This is a genomic window from Duganella sp. SG902, assembly GCF_013376005.1.
Lineage (GTDB): Bacteria > Pseudomonadota > Gammaproteobacteria > Burkholderiales > Burkholderiaceae_D > Rugamonas.
The window spans coordinates 224,720-244,713 of sequence record NZ_JABMJK010000005.1 but is presented as its reverse complement, the minus strand read 5'-3'; the positions used below and the strand labels follow the sequence as shown (position 1 = coordinate 244,713).

Below are 19,994 nucleotides of genomic sequence, written 5' to 3'. Positions count from 1 at the left end.
AATTTAGCACTTTGAAAAGAATAACAGGGAGACAGGATGTCCGACGTTATCTTGGAAACAAAGAATTTGACCAAGGAATTCAAGGGTTTTACCGCGGTCAATGATGTGAATCTCAAAGTCCAGCGCGGGCACATCCACGCGCTGATCGGCCCCAACGGGGCGGGTAAAACCACATGCTTCAATTTGTTGACCAAGTTCCTTGTGCCCACGTCGGGCCAGATCCTGTTCAACGGTAACGACATCACGCCGGCCAGGCCGGCGCAGATCGCCCGCATGGGCGTGATCCGCTCCTTTCAGATTTCCGCCGTCTTTCCGCACCTGACGGTGCTGCAAAATGTCCGCATCGGCCTGCAGCGCCAGCTCGGCACCAGTTTCTTTTTCTGGCAAAGCGAGCGCGCGCTGGACAAGCTCAACGAGCGCGCCATGCAGCTGCTGGCCGAGGTCGATCTCACCGAATTCGCCGACACCATCACGGTCGACATGCCCTACGGCCGCAAGCGCGCGCTGGAAATCGCCACCACGCTGGCGATGGAACCGGAGCTGATGCTGCTGGACGAACCGACCCAGGGCATGGGGCACGAGGACGTGCACCGCGTTACCGAACTCATCAAGAAAGTCTCGGCCGGCCGCACCATTCTGATGGTCGAACACAATATGAAAGTGGTGTCCGGCATCTGCGACAAAATCTCCGTGCTGCAGCGCGGCGCCATGCTGGCCGAAGGCACGTACGCCGAGGTCTCGACCAACCCGCAAGTGATGGAAGCGTACATGGGCACGGAAGCCTCGGTCCTGGAAGGAGCGCACTGATGACGGCCGCTCTGGAAATCTCCAACCTGCAGGCGTGGTACGGCGAATCGCACATCCTGCACAACGTCAACATGACGGTGCAGCCGGGCGAGGTGGTGACGCTGCTCGGCCGCAACGGCGCCGGCCGCACCACCACGCTGCGCGCCATCATGGGTCTGACCGGCGCGCGCAAGGGCTCGATCAAGGTCAACGGGCAGGAGGCGATCGGCCTGCAGACGCACAAGATCGCCCACCTCGGCATTGGCTATTGCCCGGAAGAGCGCGGCATTTTCTCCTCGCTGTCGACCGAGGAAAACCTGATGCTGCCGCCGCAGTTGAACGGCGCGGACAAGGGCATGTCGGTGGCGGAAATCTATCAGATGTTCCCCAACCTGGAGGAACGCAAGCACAGCCAGGGCACCCGCCTGTCGGGCGGCGAGCAGCAGATGCTGGCGGTGGCGCGCATCCTGCGCACCGGCGCGCGCCTGCTGCTGCTCGATGAAATCTCGGAAGGCCTGGCGCCGGTGATCGTGCAGGGCCTGGCGCGCATGATCACGACCCTGAAATCCAAGGGCTACACCATCGTCATGGTGGAACAGAATTTCCGGTTTGCGGCGCCGCTGGCCGACCGGTTTTATGTGATGGAACACGGTCAGATTGTGGAGACCTTTGTTGCATCTGAGTTGAGCGCCAAGATGCCGGTGTTGAACGAGCTTCTCGGTGTTTAAGAACGACAATCTGAAGGAGACGACAATGAAAATCAAAGCTATCACCCTCGCAGCCGCAGCTTGTGCATCCTTCGCCGCCCACGCGCAAATTTCGGGCGACACCGTCAAGATCGGCTTCATCACGGACATGTCCGGCTTGTACACGGACATCGACGGCGCCGGCGGCGCCGAAGCCATCAAGATGGCGATTGCCGATGCCGGCGGCAACATCAACGGCAAGAAGATCGAATTCATCTCGGCCGACCACCAGAACAAGGCCGACATCGCCGCCTCCAAGGCGCGCGAATGGTTCGACCAGCAGGGCGTGGACATGCTGATCGGCGGCACCAACTCGGGCGCCAACCTGGCGATGGCCAAGATCGCCGCCGAGAAGAAAAAAGTCTTCATCTCGATCGGCGCCGGCTCGGCCCGTTTGACCAACGAGGAGTGCACGCCTTACACCATCCACTACGCCTACGACACCATCGCGCTGGCGCGCGGTACCGGCGGCGCGATTGTGAAGCAGGGCGGCAAGAACTGGTACTTCATGACCGCCGACTACGCTTTCGGCCAGTCGCTGGAAAAGGACACGGCGGAGGTGGTAAAGGCGGGCGGCGGCAAGGTGCTGGGCGCGGTGAAGCATCCGCTGTCGGCGTCGGACTTCTCGTCCTTCCTGTTGCAGGCGCAATCGTCGGGCGCGCAGATCCTGGGCCTGGCCAACGCCGGCGGCGACGCCATCAACTCGATCAAGGCCGCCAACGAATTCGGCATCACCAAGAAGATGAAACTGGCCGGTTTGCTGATCTTCATCAATGACGTGCATTCGCTGGGCTTGAACCTGACGCAGGGCATGTACCTGACCGATGGCTGGTACTGGGACGCCAATCCGGAAACCCGCGAGTGGTCGAAGCGCTATTTCTCCAAGATGAAGAAAGAGCCGTCGATGCTGCAAGCCGCCGACTTCTCGGCCGCCAGCAATTACCTGAAGGCGGTGAAGGCGGTCGGCACCGACGATGCCGACAAGGTGATCGCCTACCTCAAGGCCAACAAGATCAACGACATGTTCGCCAAGAACGGTGTGATCCGTCCGGATGGCCGCATGGTGCACGATATGTACCTGATGGAAGTGAAGAAGCCCGCGGAATCGAAATATCCGTGGGATTACTACAAGGTGGTCGCCACCATTCCGGGCGACCAGGCCTACGCCACCAAGGCGGAAACCAAGTGCAGCCTCTGGAAATAAGCTGACCCACCCCCCCGTCATTCCGGCGGAAGCCGGAATCCATGCTGAGCGTGATGGCCAGCGTTCTATGGATTCCGGCCTGCGCCGGAATGACGGTTCCTCTGACACTTGAAATTGTGGATTCCCATGGAAATCTTCGGCGTTCCTTTGCCCGCGATGATGAGCCAGCTACTGCTGGGGTTGGTCAACGGCTCGTTCTACGCGATGCTGTCGCTCGGCCTGGCCGTGATCTTCGGCCTGCTCAATGTGATCAACTTCTCCCACGGCGCGCTCTACATGCTGGGCGCCTTCCTGGCGTGGATGGGCATTGAATATGCCGGCCTGAACTACTGGGCCATGCTGATCATCGCCCCGCTGCTGGTGGGCGCGTTCGGCATCCTCATCGAGAAGACCATGCTGCGCCACCTGTACAAGCTGGACCATCTGTACGGCCTGCTGCTGACGTTTGGCATCACGCTGCTGGTGGAAGGCGTGTTCCGGTCGTTCTACGGCGTCTCCGGCCAGCCGTTCCAGGTGCCCGAGGCGCTGGCCGGCGCGACCGACCTCGGCTTCATGGTGATGCCGAATTACCGCGCCTGGGTGGTGCTGGCCTCGCTGGCGGTGTGCCTGTCCACCTGGTTCGTGATCGAGAAGACCAAACTGGGCGCCTACCTGCGGGCCGGCACCGAGAATCCCAAGCTGGTCGAAGCCTTCGGCATCAACGTGCCGCTGATGGTGACCCTGACCTATGGCTTCGGCGTCGCTTTGGCGGGCTTTGCAGGCGTTTTGGCGGCCCCAATCATCCAGGTGCAGCCCCTGATGGGTCAGAACCTGATTATCGTCGTATTCGCCGTTGTGGTGATCGGCGGCATGGGGTCGATCATGGGCTCCATCCTGACCGGCCTGGCATTGGGCGTGATCGAGGGCCTGACCAAAGTGTTTTACCCCGAGTTTTCGTCGACGGTGGTGTTCCTGGTGATGGTGGTGGTGTTGCTGCTGCGTCCGGCAGGCCTGTTTGGTAAGGAAAAATGATGAACAAGAAAATTGGCTATCTGATCGCCTTCGTCGTTGCCGTGGCCGCGCCGTTTGTCGGCTACCCGGTGTTCCTGTCCAAGCTGCTGTGTTTCGCGCTGTTCGCCAGCGCCTTCAACCTGCTGATCGGCTTCACCGGTTTGCTGTCCTTCGGTCACGCCGCCTTCTTCGGCATGGCCGGCTACGTGGCGGGCAACGCGCTGAAGAACTGGGGCTGGCCCACCGAGCTGGGCCTGCTGGCCGGCGTGGCGGGCGCCGCCGCGATCGGGCTGGTGATGGGCGGGCTGGCGATCCGCCGCCAAGGCATCTACTTCTCCATGATCACGCTGGCGCTGGCGCAGATGGTCTACTTCGGCGCGCTGCGGGCAGGGGAGTTCACCGGCGGCGAGGACGGCTTGCAGGGCGTTCCACGTGGAAAATTCCTCGGCCTGATCGACCTCGCCAACGACACCACCTTGTACTTCGTGGTGCTGGGTATCTGCGTGCTGGCCTTCATGCTGATCGTGCGCACCGTGCACTCGCCGTTCGGCCAGGTGCTGAAGGCGATCAAGGAAAACGAACCGCGCGCCATCTCGCTGGGCTACGACGTCGACAAGTACAAGCTGCTGGCCTTCGTGTTGTCGGCCGCGCTGGCCGGCCTGGCGGGCGCCAGCAAGACGCTGGTGCTGGGCTTTGAGACCTTGACCGATGTCCATTGGACCATGTCGGGCCTGGTGATCCTGATGACGCTGGTTGGCGGCATGGGCACGCTGGCCGGTCCGATGTTGGGCGCGATCATCATCATCGCGCTGGAAAACAAGCTGGGCGACTGGGGCACGCTGCTGGCCCGCCTCTCCGGCATTGAGTGGTTTAACACCATAGGCGAAGCGGTCAACATGGTTGTTGGCCTGATCTTCATTATTTGTGTGCTGTTGTTCCGGCGCGGGATCATTGGCGAGTTCATCGCTCTGGCCGGGAAGAAGAAACCAGTGTGAGGACGATATGCAAATCAAAACCATGGTGCTGGCGCTGGCCAGCATCGTAGTCGCCGCCTGCGGCTCGAACGAGCACGACGAACGCGAAGACCTGAACCTCAAGCCGAGCTTCCTCGGCGACATCAGCAGTAAAACCTACGACGGCGTCAGCGACGATTTGCTGACCGCCGGCCTTGGCAAGACCGGGCTGGCGGGCGCCGCCCCGGCCTACGCCGATCCCGCCAATCCCACCGCAGCCGAACTGCGCCGCAACGCCATCCACGCCAATTACCGGGCGGTGCTGGATATCGCGGCCAACAGCGGCTACGGCACGCTGTACGGCCCCAACGTCGACGCCAAGGGCGTGGCCGGCGCGGGCGAGGGCAAGGTGGCCGGCAGCGAGTACCTCGCCTACACCGACAACAACGTGACGCTGATGGTGCAGGTGCCGGCCGGGTTCGACGTGAAAAATCCGTGCATTGTGACCGGCACCTCGAGCGGCTCGCGCGGCATCTACGGCGCCATCGGCAGCGCGGGCGAATGGGGCTTGAAGAACAACTGCGCGGTGGCGTACGCCGACAAGGGCAGCGGCACCGGCCTCTACACATTCGATGACGACAGCGTCAACTTGCAGAACGGCCTGCGCGCGACCCGCGCGGCCGCCGGCAACAACGCCACGTTCGCGCCCACGCTGACCGATGCCGAGCGCGCGGCGTTCGCCACCGCTTATCCGGGCCGCGTCGCCTTCAAGCACGCGCACTCGCAGCAGAATCCGGAAAAGGACTGGGGCAAGTTCACGCTGCAGGCGGTCGAGTTCGCCTTCTACGTGCTGAACGAAAAGTACGGCACCCTGGCCAAGGACAACAAGAGCCACGTGGTGGTGCTGACGCCCAAGAATACGATCACGATCGCCTCCAGCATTTCCAACGGCGCCGGCTCGGCCTTGTTGGCGGCGGAGCAGGACACCAAGGGCCTGATCTCCGGCGTGGCGGCCACCGAGCCGCAGATCCAGCCCAAGACCGCCGCCGGCTACACGGTGCGGCAGGGCGCGGTGGCGGTGAGCGGGCAGGGCAAGGCGCTGTTTGATTACTCGACCTATGCTGCGCTGTATCAGCCGTGCATCGCTTCGACGGCGGCGGCGCCGGGACGTTGCACGGCGCTGGCCGCCAAGGGGCTGCTGAACGGCGGCGACCTGTTGGCGCAGCAGAGCGATGCGAAGGTGCGCCTCAAGGCGTACGGCTGGCTGCCGGATTCGGATGTGCTGCAGGCGGCGCACGCCGGCACCAATGTGCTGGTGGCGGTGACCTACGCCTACGCTTATGGCAAGTTCTCCGTGACCGATAAAGTGTGCGGCCTGACCTTCGCGCCGACCGATGCGAGCGGCGCCCCGGTGGCGTTCACGGCGGCGCAGAAGGCCAGCAGCTTCACCCAGAACGGGATCATCGGCAGCGTGCTGTACGAGGATTCGGTGGGCGGCGCCAAGGCCTATAACCTGGGCGTCTCGCCAAGCTCGCAGCTGGCTGATCAGTCGCTGGATGCGTTCCTGTGCCTGCGCTCGCTGGCGACCGGCGTCGATCCGGTCTCCGGCGCGGCCTTGGCCGGCACGCTGGCGGCGCAAAGCGCGCGGGTGAGGGCGGGCATGGCGGAGGTGGCGGCGACGGGTAATCTGAAGGGCAAGCCGGCCATCATCGTGCATGGCCGCAGCGATGCGCTGATACCGGTGAACTTCGCTTCGCGCGCGTACGTGGGGTTGAATGCGGCGGCGGAGGGCAGCGCGAGCAAGCTGCGCTATATCGAGGTGACCAATGCCAACCACTTCGACTCGTTCACCAACGTGCTGCCGGCCAACATCGTGCCGTTGCATGTCTACCTGTTCCGCGCGCTCGACGCGATGCTGGCCAACCTGCGCAGCAGCGCCACGCCGCTGCCGCCGTCGCAGGTGGTGCGGACGGTGACGCGGCCCGACAACACCACGCCGCTCACCACCGCCAACTTGCCGGCCATCGCCACCGCGCCGTCGGCCGCCAACGCCATCACGGTCATCGGCACTGCGGTTACAGTACCTGATTGAGTGGCGCGGCGTACCCCGGCAATGCGAGGCCTGTCCCTGATGCCGCTAAGTTAAGTTTTTTCGACCACAAACTGATGAGCCGTCATTCCCGCGCCGGCGGGAATCCATAGAGCGCCTGGCTATAAGTTCCGCATGGATTCCCGCCTGCGCGGGAATGACGGCTCTTAACTTAGCGGCATTAGGGTCAAAGCGCGGCGGCGTAGATGGCGCGCGCGTCCTGCCGGGTCACAGGGCGCGGGTTATTGCCGAGTAAGCGAGTCTGCAACATGGCGTCATCGGCCAGCCGGTCCAGATCCGCTTCCCTGATGCCCACCTGCTGCAAAGTCCGTTCTATCCCCGTCACGATGGCGATTTGTTGCATCGCAACAGCGAGCGCCTCCGCCCTTGCCTCGACGCTGCCGCTGGCCGCCGGCACCACAATCTCCGCCAGCTCCGCATACAGGTCCGCAGCCTCCGGCGCATTAAACCTCAGCACGTGCGGCAGCACCAGCGAGTTCGACAGCCCATGTGGCACGTGAAAAATGCCGCCTATCGGGTAGGCCAGCGCATGCACCGCCGCCACCGGCGCATTGGAAAACGCCTGCCCGGCCAGCAAGGCGCCCAGCAGCATGGCCTGGCGCGCGGCTAGGTTGCGTCCGTTTTCGCAGACGGCGATCAGGTTGGACGACAGCAGTTGCAGCGCCTTGCGCGCCAGCATGTCGGACAGCGGGTTCTTCTTATGCTTGCTGGTGTAGGCCTCGATCGCGTGCACCATGGCGTCGATGCCGGTGGCGGCGGTCACATGCGGCGGCAGGCCTAAGGTCAGCTCCGCATCCAGCAATGCCAAATCGGCATAAAGCTGCGGCGCCACCACGCCCATCTTCGTGGTAGCGCCTGTGGTCACGATGGCGATGTTGGTGACCTCGGAACCAGTGCCCGCCGTGGTCGGAATCTGCACCAGCGGCAGTCGCGTCCCCTTCACGTTGCCGATGCCGTAGATGGCGCTGATCGGCTGCTCGCTGTTGGCCAGCACGGCGATCAGCTTGGCCACATCCATCGAGCTGCCGCCGCCCAGGCCGATCACGATGTCGGCCCGGAACGCGCGTGCGGCGCCCACCGCCTCCAGCACCACCACCTCGGGCGGGTCCGCCACCACCTGTGAATAGATCTCCACAGCCAGCCCGGCGGCGCGCAAACTGGCCGCTGGCGTTTCCACCAATCCGGTCTGGAGGAAGCCCGGATCGGTCACCAGCAGGGCGCGTCTGGCGCCGGGAAAACGCTTGGCGATATGCTCGCCCAAGCGTCCGGCCGCGCCCAGTTCGGAGACGATGTGGGCCACGGTACTGAAAGCAAAATCGGTCATGACGGCGTCCGTTCAGGAGTGGATTGCAGCGTGTAGCTTACCCCAAGCCATGCCGGATCGGCATCGGCCCGCCATAGATTTCTTCCGTACAATAGAGCCTTTGCAAGTTGGGGATGGCGGAATCATGGTGGACTTTTGGGTGTTGGGTGTGGCTGCGTTCGGCGCAGGATTGGTCGACGCGGTGGTGGGTGGAGGAGGGCTGATCCAGCTGCCGACCATGTTCGCGGTCTTCCCCAACATGGCCCCGGCCACCCTGATAGGCACCAACAAGCTGGCCAGTATCTTCGGCACCAGCGTGGCGGCGGCGAGCTATGCGCGGCGGGTGGCGATCGCCTGGTCGGTGGCGACGCCGGCCGCGTTGGCGGCTCTCGTGTTCGCCTTCCTCGGCGCCTATGTCGTCACCAAGGTATCGGCCGATTTCATGCGCATCGCCTTGCCGGTGGTGCTGCTGGCGGTGGCCATTTATACCTTCGCCAAGAAGGACTTCGGCAGCGTGCACGCGCCCATCCATTCCGGCGCCAGGGAGCAGTCGCTGGCGCTGGTGGTTGGCGCCGCCATCGGTTTCTACGATGGCTTCTTCGGCCCGGGGACGGGCAGCTTCCTGGTGTTCCTGTTCGTGCGCGTGTTTGGCTTTGACTTCCTTGGGGCCTCGGCTGTGGCCAAGATCGTCAACGTGGCGTGCAACTTCGCCGCCCTGATCTGGTTCGGCTATAGCGGCCACCTGATCTGGCAACTGGGCCTGACCATGGCGGTGTGCCAGATCATCGGTTCCCTGATCGGATCGCGCATGGCCATGAAGCACGGCAGCGGCTTCGTGCGCAAGCTGTTCCTCGTCGTGGTGTCGGTGTTGATCGTCAAGAGTGGTTACGATGCATGGTTGCGTTGGTGACACTGTTTCACGTGGAACAAAGTTGAGCAAAAAAGGGACACTTCGGTGTCCCTTTTGCATTGTTTCACGTGGAACAAACCAAGAATATTTTTGCCTAAAAAAGTCGCAGCATCAAAAAAACTCTATAATCTGATCTTGATCCCTTCGCTTTAAACTTTTCCACCATGTTATTTCCTACGAATTTCGACGTCATCGTTGTCGGCGGTGGACACGCCGGTACCGAGGCCGCCCTTGCTTCCGCCCGTATGGGGCAGAAGACGCTGCTGCTCACCCACAACATTGAGACGCTGGGCCAGATGTCGTGCAACCCCTCCATCGGCGGTATCGGCAAAGGCCATCTGGTCAAGGAAGTCGATGCGCTGGGCGGCGCCATGGCGATCGCCACCGATGAATCGGGCATCCAGTTCCGCATTTTGAATTCCTCCAAAGGCCCTGCCGTGCGCGCCACCCGCGCCCAGGCCGACCGTATCCTTTACAAGGCCGCCATCCGCTCGCGCCTGGAAAACCAGCCCAACCTGTGGCTGTTCCAGCAGGCCGTGGACGACCTGATGGTGGAGGGCGACCGCGTGGTCGGCGCCGTCACCCAGATCGGCCTCAAGTTCGCCGCGCGCGCCGTGGTGCTCACCGCCGGCACTTTCCTCGACGGGAAGATCCACGTGGGCCTGAACAACTACTCGGGTGGCCGCGCCGGCGATCCGCCCGCCGTGTCGCTGTCGGCGCGCCTGAAGGAACTGAAGCTGCCGCAAGGCCGCCTGAAGACCGGCACGCCGCCGCGCATCGACGGCCGCAGCATAGACTTCTCGCAAATGACCGAGCAGCCGGGCGACCTGGACCCTGTGCCAGTGTTCTCGGTGATGGGCAATGCCGCCATGCACCCGCGGCAGATGCCGTGCTGGGTGACCCACACCAACCAGAAAACCCACGACATCATCCGTGGCGGCCTGGATCGTAGCCCGATGTACACCGGCGTGATCGAAGGCGTCGGCCCACGCTATTGTCCTTCGATCGAGGACAAGATTCATCGCTTCTCGTCCAAGGAATCGCACCAGATTTTCCTGGAACCAGAAGGCCTGACGACCAACGAATTCTATCCAAACGGCATCTCGACCAGCCTGCCATTCGACGTGCAGATCGAGCTGGTGCGCTCGATGAAGGGCCTGGAAAACGCCCATATCCTGCGTCCAGGCTATGCCATTGAATACGATTATTTCGACCCGCGCGGCCTGAAAGCGTCGCTGGAAACCAAGGCCATCAACGGTCTGTTCTTCGCCGGCCAGATCAACGGCACCACCGGCTACGAGGAGGCGGCCGCGCAAGGCCTGCTGGCCGGCGTCAACGCCGCGCTGCAAACCCAGGGCAAGGAAGCCTGGACTCCGGCCCGTTCCGAAGCCTATCTGGGCGTGATGGTCGACGACCTGGTCACGCAAGGCGTGATGGAACCGTACCGCATGTTCACCAGCCGCGCCGAGTATCGCTTGAGCCTGCGCGAAGACAACGCCGATATGCGCCTGACCGAAATCGGCCGCAAGCTGGGCGTGATCGGGGATGCGCAGTGGGAAGCGTTTGACCGCAAACGCGAGTCGGTCGCGCGCGAACTGGAGCGTCTGCGCTCCACGTGGGTGAACCCGCGCATCCTGGAAGCCGCCGAATCGGAGCGCGTGATTGGCCAGGCCATCGAGCGTGAATATTCGCTGGCGGACCTGCTGCGCCGCCCGGGTGTGGAGTACGACAAGCTGATGACGCTGAAAGGCGCCGACGGCCGCGAGCTGGCCGGCCCCGGCGAGACCGACGAAGCGGTCAAGGAACAGATCGAAATCCAGCTCAAGTATTCGGGCTATATCGACCGCCAGACCAAGGAAGTCGAGCGCCACGAGCACTACGAAAACCTGAAGCTGCCGGAGAACTACAACTACTTGGACATCACCGCGCTGTCGGTGGAAGTGCGCCAGAAGTTGCACGCGCAACGTCCGGAGACGCTGGGCCAGGCATCGCGTATTTCGGGCGTGACCCCGGCGGCGATTTCGCTGCTGCTGGTGCACCTGAAGAAGGCCGGTTTTGGTGGTTTCGTTCAGAAAGATGAGGCAGCATGAAGGTGTTTGACCGCAGTGTGGTAGCGGATGTATTGAAACAAGGCATCAGACAGCTGCCAGTGGCGCTGAGCGGGGAACAGGTAGAAAAACTGCTGGACTACCTGCACCTGCTGAACAAGTGGAACGCGGTTTACAACCTGACCTCGGTGCGCGATCCCATGGAAATGGTGAAGCTGCACCTGTTGGATTCGCTGGCCGCCGTTCCCGCATTCAAGGATGCGCAGAACGTGCTGGACGTCGGGGCAGGGGGAGGGTTGCCGGGCATGGTGCTGGCCATCAGCCGCCCGGACATGAAGGTGTCGATGATCGACACGGTGCACAAGAAAACCGCCTTCCTCAACCAGGTGAAGGCGGAGCTGGGATTGAGCAACGTCACGGTGTACACGAAGAAGGTGCAGGAGCTGGAAGTGAAGACGAAATTCGACGTCATCACCTCCAGGGCTTTCGCGGACCTGTCCGACTTCGTCAACTGGTCGGGGCACCTGCTGCAAGAGGGCGGGCAATACATCGCCTTGAAAGGCACGGCGCCGGTGGAGGAGCGCGAGCGACTGCCAGCACCATGGAAAGTGCGAAAACTGGAGCCTTTGGCGGTGCCGGGGCTGGACGCGGAGCGTCACCTGGTTTTCATTCAAGCAGAAACCGCATAAACGATTTATACGGTATAAATGGTTTATATCGTATAAATAGTATAAATCGTTTATACCGTTTATATTGTATAAATCAATCGCATCAACCAAGATAAGAATTACATGGCAAAAATTTTTTGCGTAGCAAATCAAAAGGGCGGCGTAGGCAAAACCACCACCACCGTTAACCTCGCCGCCGGTCTGGCAAAACTGGACCAGCGCGTATTGCTGGTCGACCTGGACCCGCAAGGCAATGCCACCATGGGCGCGGGCATCAACAAGGCGGGACTGAAGGCATCGACCTACGAGGTGATGCTGGGCACGGCCGACGTGGCCGCTGCGCGCCAGCGTTCCGAGCCGGGCCACTTCGATGTGCTGCCGTCCAACCGCGAGCTGGCCGGCGCGGAAGTGGAGATGGTGGAACTCGACAACCGCGAGCGCCGCCTGAAGGACGCGTTGGCGCTGGTGGACAAAGAGTACGATTTCATTCTGATCGACTGCCCGCCGGCGTTGTCGATGCTGACGCTGAACGGCCTGTGCGCCGCGCACGGCGTCATCATCCCGATGCAGTGCGAGTACTACGCGCTGGAAGGGCTGTCCGACCTGGTCAACACCATCAAGAAGGTGCACGCCAACCTCAACCCGGACCTGAAGATCATCGGCCTGCTGCGCGTGATGTTCGATCCGCGCATGACGCTGTCGCAGCAGGTGTCGGCCCAGCTGGAGCAGCACTTCGGCGACAAGGTCTTCAAGACCATCATCCCGCGCAACGTGCGCCTGGCGGAGGCGCCGTCGTACGGCGTGCCGGGCGTGACCTTCGATCCGTCCTCCAAGGGCGCGCAGGCGTACATCGCCTTCGGCGCCGAGATGGTCAAGCGCATCAAGAAAATGTAAGGCAATCACATGGCAACCAAAAAACTCAAAGGCCTGGGTCGCGGCCTGGAAGCGCTGCTTGGCGGCGACGGCGACATCACCACCGCGGACGCCAACACGCCGTCCGAACTGAAGGTCACGCAGATGCAGGCCGGTAAATACCAGCCGCGTACCCGCATGGACGAGGGCGGCCTGCAGGAACTGGCCGCCTCGATCAAGACCCAGGGCATCATGCAGCCTATCCTGGTGCGCCCGGTCGGCAAGGACAAATACGAGATCATCGCCGGCGAGCGCCGTTTCCGCGCTGCGCAATTGGCCGGACTGGAAGTGCTCCCCGTTTTGGTGCGTGATGTAGACGACCAGGCCGCCGCCGCCATGGCGCTGATCGAGAACATGCAGCGCGAGGATCTCAATCCGCTGGAGGAAGCGCAGGGCATCCACCGCCTGATCACCGACTTCAGCTTCACCCACGAGCAGGCCGCCAACGCGGTCGGCCGATCGCGCAGCGCGGTGTCCAACCTGCTGCGCCTGATGAATCTGGCGTCGCCGGTGCAAACCATGCTGATGGCCGGCGACATCGACATGGGTCACGCGCGCGCGCTGCTGGCGGTGGACGCCGCCACCCAGATCAACCTGGCCAATATGGTGGTGGCCAAGCGTTTGTCGGTGCGCGAGACCGAGAAGCTGGTGGCCAAAACGGTGGAAGAACTGAAGGCCGCGCCCAAGGAGGCGCGCGTCAAGGAAAAGTCGGGCGACATTGTCCGCCTGGAAGAGGAACTGTCCGACACCCTGGCCACGCCGGTGGTGTTCAAGATGGGACCTAAAGGCCGCGGCCAGATGATCATCGACTTCGCCGACCTCGACGTCCTCGACGGCGTACTGGCCCGCCTGCGTGCGTAAGCCGTGGAAGGTGTTCTGCGCGGGAATTGCGGCGCTGTTGCTGCATAGTGGCGCCATGGCTGCGGCCGGCGCCACGTTTATTTCCCAGAGCGTGCCCCACACCATGCAACTGGGGCAGACCTATACCGTTTCCGTCACCTATAAGAATACCGGCACCACCAGGTGGACCAGCGGCCAGTATCGCCTTGGCGCCCAGAATCCGGGAGATAACTGGCGCTGGGGATTCGGTCGGGTCGACTTGCCGGCCGGGGTGGAGGTTGCGCCGGGCGCGGTGTACACCTTTAGCTTCGACGTCGCCGTGCGCGAGCCGCGCTATTGCGACGCCACCAGTTATTCACAGGTGGTGGGCTGTCATTTCCAGTGGGGCCTGGTGCAGGAAGGCGTCGAATGGCTTGACCCGGGCGTGACCACCCTGGTGGAGACCTACAACGCGCCGGCAGTCCGCTCGCTGGCGCCGCCGATCGCGCCGCCGGTAGCGGTTGACCCGCTTGCCTTCAGCAACGCCAATTTCCGCGGCGCCAATGTGCTGATGCAAACCTTTGAAGACAACCGCCTGTGCGACCACACAGCCTGGCTGCCGGAAGGCGCGGACGTCGACACCATCATCAGCAATGCCGTTGGCATGGGCCTCAACGTATTGCGCATGGCCGTGATCTTGCCGCCGAAAACCCCGGGCGCACCGTCCGACTGGATGCCTGACAATGCGCGCTATCAGTATGTGTGCGCCGATCCGGCCAAGAGAGAGTGGGGCGCGGAGAGCGACAGCGCGGTGCTGGCCCGGCAGGTTATCACCAAGGTGCAAGGTTTTATGGACAAGGCCGACGCGGCAGGCCTGAAGGTGATTCTGGTACTGGACGGCTACACCAAGTACGACGCCAACTGCTACTGGAAGAAGGGCTTCGTCGATGTGCGCGACAGCGCCGATGCACTGATCAAGCGCTTCAGGAACCACCGCGCGCTGCTGGCGTGGGACATCATGAATGAACCGCTGTGGAACGCGGTGGCGTTCGACTGCATGCACTCGGACCAGGACTATGCTTCGGTCGTGCGCGCGGTCGATTCCATGTACAACCTGGTGCGCAGCAACGATGCCGTCCACCCGACCACGGTGGGCGAGGCGCAGACCCCGCTGCTCAAATACTGGAAAGACATTTCGTCCTTTGCCAGCCCACATTTATATATCGGCGCCAGCAGTCGCGACAGCACCAGCCTGCAACAGGTCAATTTTGTGCAGGCGGCCGCGCTGCGCGAGATGAGCCGCGAGTACGGCAGCGCCATGCCACTGGTGATCGGTGAATTCGGCAGCGCCGATCCAGACGACCAGTTCAATCAGGCGTTTTACGAACGCTTCCTCAACGGCCTGACCGTGGCCGACCGCGGTTTCATGCTGTGGTCGCTTTCGCCCAGCCCCAACCAGCAAGGTTTTTCGGTGATCACGCCGGATGGCCTGCTCAAGCCGGCCGGGCAGCTGGTGCAGCGCCGTCTGTGGTATCCGGTGGTGCAGCAGCTCTATCTGGCCTATGTCGGCTTCCCCGCCGATCCGGGCGGGCTAGACGGATTTGCCGGCCAGTTGACTGATCTTGCCGCCGACATGCGCAGCCGGGGCTTGGTGCTGCAGCCAACGTTGGCCGCCTTGGACCGGGCTTACGACACCGAGCCGGCGCTGCGCCAGATGGTGGACGGCCTGTATCAGAGCGGCGCTTTCCGGCAACTCTATACGCCCGACCGCGTTAACGAGTATGTGCGACAGATTTACGCTCAGCTGTTCCATCGCGAGGCCGATGCCGATGGTCTCAAGTACTGGGCCGACAACATCAATTACTCCGGCCTGGAGAAGAGCAGGGCGGTGCTGGCGATCCATGCCGCGGGCCTGGCCGACGCCAGCGTCCAGGGCCGCATGGATGCCGCCGCGGCAAACAGGAAAGCGGCGGTGGCGGGCGCCTTCACGGCCAGCCTCAACACGCCGCAGCGCCGTGATTGCTATTCGACCAATGAAGCGGTCGCAGCGGGACGGTCGTTGCTGGCCTCGGTGGACAGCCGCGCGGACATGGCGGCCTACCCCGCCAAAATCTCGGCCGCGATCGCCGGCTTGTGCGCCCTGTAGGCCCGACCTGGCAAACGGCTAACTCGCTGCATCATGGTGCAAAGCGCACGGAAATGTTTCTAAAAGCGTCGCTTTCGTGCACCAAATGCCGTGTTGCGGTGCACCATGTTTGACGTGATACAGGAAAGACACATATAATCACGCGTCTTTGGGGTTTAATCGGCTTTTAAGGGAGGCTCGGCAGTGAGTAGTTCCACGAGCATCTCCAAGCCGGTGTTCCGAGTCGTCGCCCTCCAGTTGGCCATCGCCACTGGATTCGCCTTGCTCACCTGGAACATAGGTGGAGTAATCAAAGCTTGGTCGGCCGCCTATGGCGGAGCAATCGCAGTCATCGGGAGTCTGATGTACGCGATGATTGTTGCGGGCGGAACAAATGACGCCAAAAAAGCTTTCCGCGCGCATGTGCGCGCCGAAGTGACGAAGATATTTATCACGGCAGTGCTGTTCGTGTTGGCACTGCTGTTGTTTCAGTCGGCCTCATGGTTATGGCTGATCTTGGGTTTCGCGGTGTCAACCTTCGCCTATTGGCTGGCATTGCTCGCAATTTAATCACCAAAATCTTATATTTTTATGACCACTGAACACGTCGGGCACGAAGCGCCCACCAATATCGAGTACATTCAGCACCACCTTAGCCACCTGAAATCGGCCGACGGCATGTATAACCTGGACACGTTCTGGGTTTCGGCCATTCTGGGCCTGGTTTTCCTCGGCGTCTTCTGGCTGGCCTCGCGCCGCGCCACCGCCGGCGTGCCGGGCAAGCTGCAAAACTTCGTCGAGGCCGTGATGGAACTGGTCAACGAGGTGGTCAACTCGGCGTTCCACGCCAAGAGCAAGGTCATCGCCCCGCTGGCGATCACCATCTTCTGCTGGGTCTGGCTGATGAACGCCATGGACTTCCTGCCGGTCGACCTGCTGCCTAAAATCCTGTCCTTCTTTGGCGTCCACAAGCTGCGCGTCGTGCCGACCGCGGACGTCAACCACACTTTCGGCATGTCCTTCGGCGTCATGCTGTGCATTATTGGTTTCTCGATCAAAGCCAAAGGTCTCGGCGGCTGGGGTAAGGAGCTGCTGACCGCGCCGTTCCACGCGCATGGCTTCATGGCCATCGTGCTGGCCCCGGTCAACTTCATCTTCCAGATGATCGAGTTGCTGGCCAAGCCACTGTCGCTGTCGCTGCGTTTGTTCGGCAATATGTACGCCGGCGAACTGCTGTTCATCCTGATCGCACTGCTGCCGTGGTACGCGCAGTGGCTGCTCGGTGGTCCTTGGGTCATCTTCCACATCCTGGTGGTGACCCTGCAAGCGTTTGTATTCATGGCGCTGACGGTTGTGTATCTGGCCATCGCGGTTGAGAAGCACTAAGCAATAATCGTTTTTAACTTTTTAGTATCTGTAGTCTTTTTTAAATCTTAGGAGAAATTTCAATGCAAGCTCTGATCGCACAAGTACAAAGCATGACCGTTCTGGCAGCCGCTATCATCATCGGCCTGGCCGCTATCGGCACCGCTCTGGGTTTCGCCATTCTGGGCGGTAAATTCCTGGAAGCCTCGGCCCGTCAGCCAGAACTGATGCCACAACTGCAAACCAAGCTGTTCGTTATCGCTGGTCTGCTGGACGCGATCTCGATGATCGGCGTCGGTGTCGCTCTGCTGTACACCTTCAGCAACCCATTCCTGGCTGCCCTGCAAACCGTCGCTCAGTAATCTGCTCCACCCTAGGAGAAACTTTTAGTTAGGAGCAAAGGTATGGACATCAATATGTCTCTCATCGGCCAGATGATCACCTTCGCGGTGTTGGTCTGGGTTTCGATGAAGTTCGTATTTCCATCGCTGAACGCAGCGTTGGATGAGCGTGCCAAGCGTATCGCTGATGGTCTGGCTGCGGCCGACCAAGGCCAGCAAGCCATGATCGTCGCTGAGAAGCGCGCCAGCGAAGCCCTGGCCGGTGCACGCGAGGAAGCTTCGCAACGCGTTGCCGACGCTGAAAAGCGCGCGCAACTGGTCGCGGAAGAAATCAAAGCGAATGCACAAGCTGAAGCGGACCGCATCATTGCGCAAGCCAAGGCCGAAGCCGAGCAGCAACTGGCCAAGGCGCGTGAAGCGCTGCGCGCTCAGGTGGCTGACCTGGCTGTGAAGGGCGCCGAGCAAATCCTCAAGCGCGAAGTCAACGCCTCGGCCCACGCCGAACTGTTGTCGCGCCTGTCTGTCGAGCTGTAATCATGGCAGAAAACGCAACCGTCGCCCGTCCCTACGCGGAAGCTCTGTTCCGCGTAGCCCAAGCAGGTAAGGAATCGTTCACCCTCGCGGCGTGGTCCGAACTGGTGGCCGAACTGGCCCAGATCGGTGCCCACCCCGAGGTGCAAGCATTCGCCCGCAACCCGAAAGCGTCGGCCAGCGATATCGTCGCCGCCATCACGGCTCTGGTGAAATCGCCGCTGAACACGGAAGCGAAAAACTTCCTGTCCATGCTGGTGGAAAATGGCCGTATCAGTCTGCTGCCGGAAATCGGCGCGCAGTTCCAGGCGTTGAAGAACGCCGTGGAAGGCGCCGCGGACGCCGCCATCACCAGTGCCTTCGAGCTGAGCGCCGCTCAAGTAAGCGAGCTGGTCGCTACGCTGGAAAAGAAATTCAGCCGCAAGCTGAACCCGGTCGTGACCGTGGATCCAGCGCTGATCGGTGGCGTGCGCGTGGTCGTTGGCGATGAAGTGCTGGACACTTCGGTCCGCGCCAAGCTGCAGCAAATGCGTGTTGCACTGGTCGCTTAAGAGAGCTGACCCGCTTAGAACAGATTCTTCATCTCGCGCAAGCTGAGAGAAACACTTTTAGGAGTTAGTATGCAACTCAACCCATCTGAAATCAGCGAGCTGATCAAGAGCCGTATCCAAGGCCTTGATGGTGGCGCTGAAGTACGTAACCAAGGCACGGTGATCTCCGTGGCCGACGGTATCGTCCGCATTCACGGCCTGTCGGAAGTGATGCAGGGCGAGATGCTGGAATTCCCAGGCAACACCTTCGGCCTGGCCATGAATCTGGAGCGCGACTCGGTCGGCGCCGTGATTCTGGGCGCCTACGAGCACATCTCGGAAGGCGACACCGTCAAAACCACCGGCCGCATCCTGGAAGTGCCGGTCGGTCCCGAGCTGCGTGGCCGCGTGGTCAACGCGCTGGGCCAGCCGATCGACGGCAAGGGCGCGATCGACACCAAGCTGACCTCGCCAATCGAGAAGATCGCCCCGGGCGTGATCGCCCGCGAGTCCGTCTCGCAGCCGATGCAGACCGGCCTGAAATCGATCGACGCGATGGTGCCGATCGGCCGTGGCCAGCGTGAGCTGATCATTGGCGACCGCCAGACCGGTAAGTCGGCGGTTGCGGTTGATGCGATCATCAACCAAAAAGGCCAAGGCATGACTTGCATCTACGTTGCAATCGGCCAGAAAGCCTCGACCATCAAGAACATCGTGCGCTCGCTGGAAGAGCACGGCGCGCTGGAGTACACCATCGTGGTGGCCGCCTCGGCGTCGGAATCGGCCGCCATGCAGTACATCTCGGCCTACTCGGGCTGCACCATGGGCGAATACTTCCGCGACCGCGGCGAAGACGCCCTGATCGTCTACGATGACCTGTCGAAGCAAGCAGTTGCCTACCGCCAGATCTCGCTGCTGCTGCGCCGCCCGCCAGGCCGCGAAGCTTACCCGGGCGACGTGTTCTACCTGCACAGCCGTCTGCTGGAACGCGCGGCCCGCGTGAACGCCGACTACGTCGAAGCCTTCACCAAAGGTGAAGTCAAAGGCAAGACCGGTTCCCTGACCGCGCTGCCGATCATCGAAACCCAGGCCGGCGACGTTTCGGCCTTCGTTCCAACCAACGTGATTTCGATTACCGACGGCCAGATCTTCCTGGAAACCTCGCTGTTCAACGCCGGTATCCGTCCCGCGATCAACGCCGGTATCTCGGTGTCGCGCGTTGGTGGCGCCGCTCAGACCAAGGTCATCAAAAACCTGTCGGGCGGTATCCGTACCGACCTGGCGCAGTACCGTGAGCTGGCCGCGTTCGCGCAGTTCGCCTCGGACCTGGACGAATCGACGCGCAAGCAGCTGGACCGCGGCGCCCGCGTGACCGAACTGCTGAAACAGAAGCAGTACTCGCCACTGTCGATCTCGCTGATGGCCGCTTCGCTGTTCGCAGTGAACAAGGGCTACCTGGACGACGTCGAAGTCAAGAAAGTACTGCCTTTCGAAGCCGGCCTGCACGCGTACCTGAAGACCAAACAAGCTGACCTGCTGTCGAAGATTGAATCGTCGAAGCAACTGGACAAGGATGGCGAAGCCGCCCTGTCCGCTGCCATCGCCGACTTCAAGAAATCCGGCGCATTTTAAGATGCTTGGCGGCTCCCCGGA

General features: G+C 61.9%; 19 protein-coding genes. 18 read left to right on the top strand and 1 reads right to left on the bottom strand.

The genetic code is table 11. The annotated features are described in order from the left end of the window. The first annotated feature begins 36 nt into the window (after positions 1–36). The 6 genes from FHW83_RS13195 (at position 37) to FHW83_RS13170 (ending at position 6,771) form a co-directional block, all read left to right on the top strand. Positions 37–807 (top strand): ABC transporter ATP-binding protein, encoded by a 771-nt coding sequence (locus FHW83_RS13195; RefSeq protein ID WP_176646807.1) that lies wholly within the window; start codon positions 37–39, stop codon positions 805–807. Next, a complete protein-coding gene (locus tag FHW83_RS13190) occupies positions 807–1,514 on the top strand; it encodes an ABC transporter ATP-binding protein (RefSeq protein ID WP_176646806.1) in 708 nt (235 codons plus the stop codon). Before FHW83_RS13195 ends, FHW83_RS13190 begins: the two co-directional genes overlap by 1 nt. A gap of 25 nt (positions 1,515–1,539) precedes the next feature. After that, a complete protein-coding gene (locus FHW83_RS13185; protein WP_176646805.1) occupies positions 1,540–2,736 on the top strand; it encodes an ABC transporter substrate-binding protein in 1,197 nt (398 codons plus the stop codon). Between the two features lie 126 nt (positions 2,737–2,862). Next, the gene (locus FHW83_RS13180; protein ID WP_176646804.1) at positions 2,863–3,747 is read left to right on the top strand and encodes a branched-chain amino acid ABC transporter permease; all 885 of its coding nucleotides are present in this window, start codon (positions 2,863–2,865) and stop codon (positions 3,745–3,747) included. Next, the gene (locus FHW83_RS13175; RefSeq protein ID WP_176646803.1) at positions 3,747–4,721 is read left to right on the top strand and encodes a branched-chain amino acid ABC transporter permease; all 975 of its coding nucleotides are present in this window, start codon (positions 3,747–3,749) and stop codon (positions 4,719–4,721) included. The genes FHW83_RS13180 and FHW83_RS13175 overlap by 1 nt, the downstream gene beginning before the upstream one ends. A 7-nt stretch (positions 4,722–4,728) precedes the next feature. Beyond that, positions 4,729–6,771, top strand: coding sequence for a 3-hydroxybutyrate oligomer hydrolase family protein (locus tag FHW83_RS13170; protein WP_176646802.1), 2,043 nt, complete (start codon positions 4,729–4,731; stop codon positions 6,769–6,771). Positions 6,772–6,955: 184 nt separating this feature from the next. Here FHW83_RS13170 and FHW83_RS13165 read toward each other — a convergent pair whose 3' ends face one another. Then, positions 6,956–8,113, bottom strand: coding sequence for an iron-containing alcohol dehydrogenase (locus FHW83_RS13165; protein WP_176646801.1), 1,158 nt, complete (start codon positions 8,111–8,113; stop codon positions 6,956–6,958). 124 nt (positions 8,114–8,237) lie between these two features. Here FHW83_RS13165 and FHW83_RS13160 point away from each other — a divergent pair, with 124 nt between their 5' ends. From FHW83_RS13160 to atpA, 12 genes are all read left to right on the top strand, one after another. Further along, a complete protein-coding gene (locus FHW83_RS13160; RefSeq protein WP_176646800.1) occupies positions 8,238–9,002 on the top strand; it encodes a TSUP family transporter in 765 nt (254 codons plus the stop codon). Between the two features lie 164 nt (positions 9,003–9,166). Then, positions 9,167–11,092 (top strand): tRNA uridine-5-carboxymethylaminomethyl(34) synthesis enzyme MnmG, encoded by a 1,926-nt coding sequence (mnmG, locus tag FHW83_RS13155; protein WP_176646799.1) that lies wholly within the window; start codon positions 9,167–9,169, stop codon positions 11,090–11,092. Continuing rightward, positions 11,089–11,739 carry a 16S rRNA (guanine(527)-N(7))-methyltransferase RsmG gene (gene rsmG / locus FHW83_RS13150; RefSeq protein ID WP_176646798.1) on the top strand — a complete coding sequence of 217 codons (651 nt, stop codon included), beginning with the start codon at positions 11,089–11,091 and terminating at the stop codon, positions 11,737–11,739. The genes mnmG and rsmG overlap by 4 nt, the downstream gene beginning before the upstream one ends. 102 nt (positions 11,740–11,841) lie before the next feature. Then, on the top strand, positions 11,842–12,612 hold the full coding sequence (locus FHW83_RS13145; RefSeq protein WP_176646797.1) for a ParA family protein: 771 nt from the start codon (positions 11,842–11,844) through the stop codon (positions 12,610–12,612). A gap of 9 nt (positions 12,613–12,621) precedes the next feature. Then, positions 12,622–13,491 (top strand): ParB/RepB/Spo0J family partition protein, encoded by an 870-nt coding sequence (locus tag FHW83_RS13140; protein WP_176646796.1) that lies wholly within the window; start codon positions 12,622–12,624, stop codon positions 13,489–13,491. Then, entirely contained in the window at positions 13,484–15,595 is a 2,112-nt protein-coding gene (locus FHW83_RS13135) for a cellulase family glycosylhydrolase (RefSeq protein WP_176646795.1), read from the top strand. Before FHW83_RS13140 ends, FHW83_RS13135 begins: the two co-directional genes overlap by 8 nt. Positions 15,596–15,778: 183 nt before the next feature. Next, complete coding sequence (locus tag FHW83_RS13130; RefSeq protein WP_373997212.1) at positions 15,779–16,144, top strand: ATP synthase subunit I; 366 nt, start codon at positions 15,779–15,781, stop codon at positions 16,142–16,144. Between the two features lie 21 nt (positions 16,145–16,165). Further along, positions 16,166–16,960, top strand: coding sequence for a F0F1 ATP synthase subunit A (gene atpB, locus FHW83_RS13125; RefSeq protein ID WP_176646794.1), 795 nt, complete (start codon positions 16,166–16,168; stop codon positions 16,958–16,960). A gap of 62 nt (positions 16,961–17,022) precedes the next feature. After that, positions 17,023–17,301: a F0F1 ATP synthase subunit C gene (gene atpE, locus FHW83_RS13120; protein WP_072782978.1), complete on the top strand. Its 279-nt coding sequence runs from the start codon at positions 17,023–17,025 to the stop codon at positions 17,299–17,301. Positions 17,302–17,343: 42 nt separating this feature from the next. Then, positions 17,344–17,814, top strand: a complete 471-nt coding sequence (locus tag FHW83_RS13115) for a F0F1 ATP synthase subunit B (RefSeq protein WP_176646793.1) — start codon at positions 17,344–17,346, stop codon at positions 17,812–17,814. A gap of 2 nt (positions 17,815–17,816) precedes the next feature. After that, the gene (locus tag FHW83_RS13110; protein WP_176646792.1) at positions 17,817–18,362 is read left to right on the top strand and encodes a F0F1 ATP synthase subunit delta; all 546 of its coding nucleotides are present in this window, start codon (positions 17,817–17,819) and stop codon (positions 18,360–18,362) included. Between the two features lie 69 nt (positions 18,363–18,431). After that, positions 18,432–19,973 (top strand): F0F1 ATP synthase subunit alpha, encoded by a 1,542-nt coding sequence (atpA, locus tag FHW83_RS13105; protein ID WP_176646791.1) that lies wholly within the window; start codon positions 18,432–18,434, stop codon positions 19,971–19,973. Positions 19,974–19,994 lie beyond the last annotated feature (21 nt).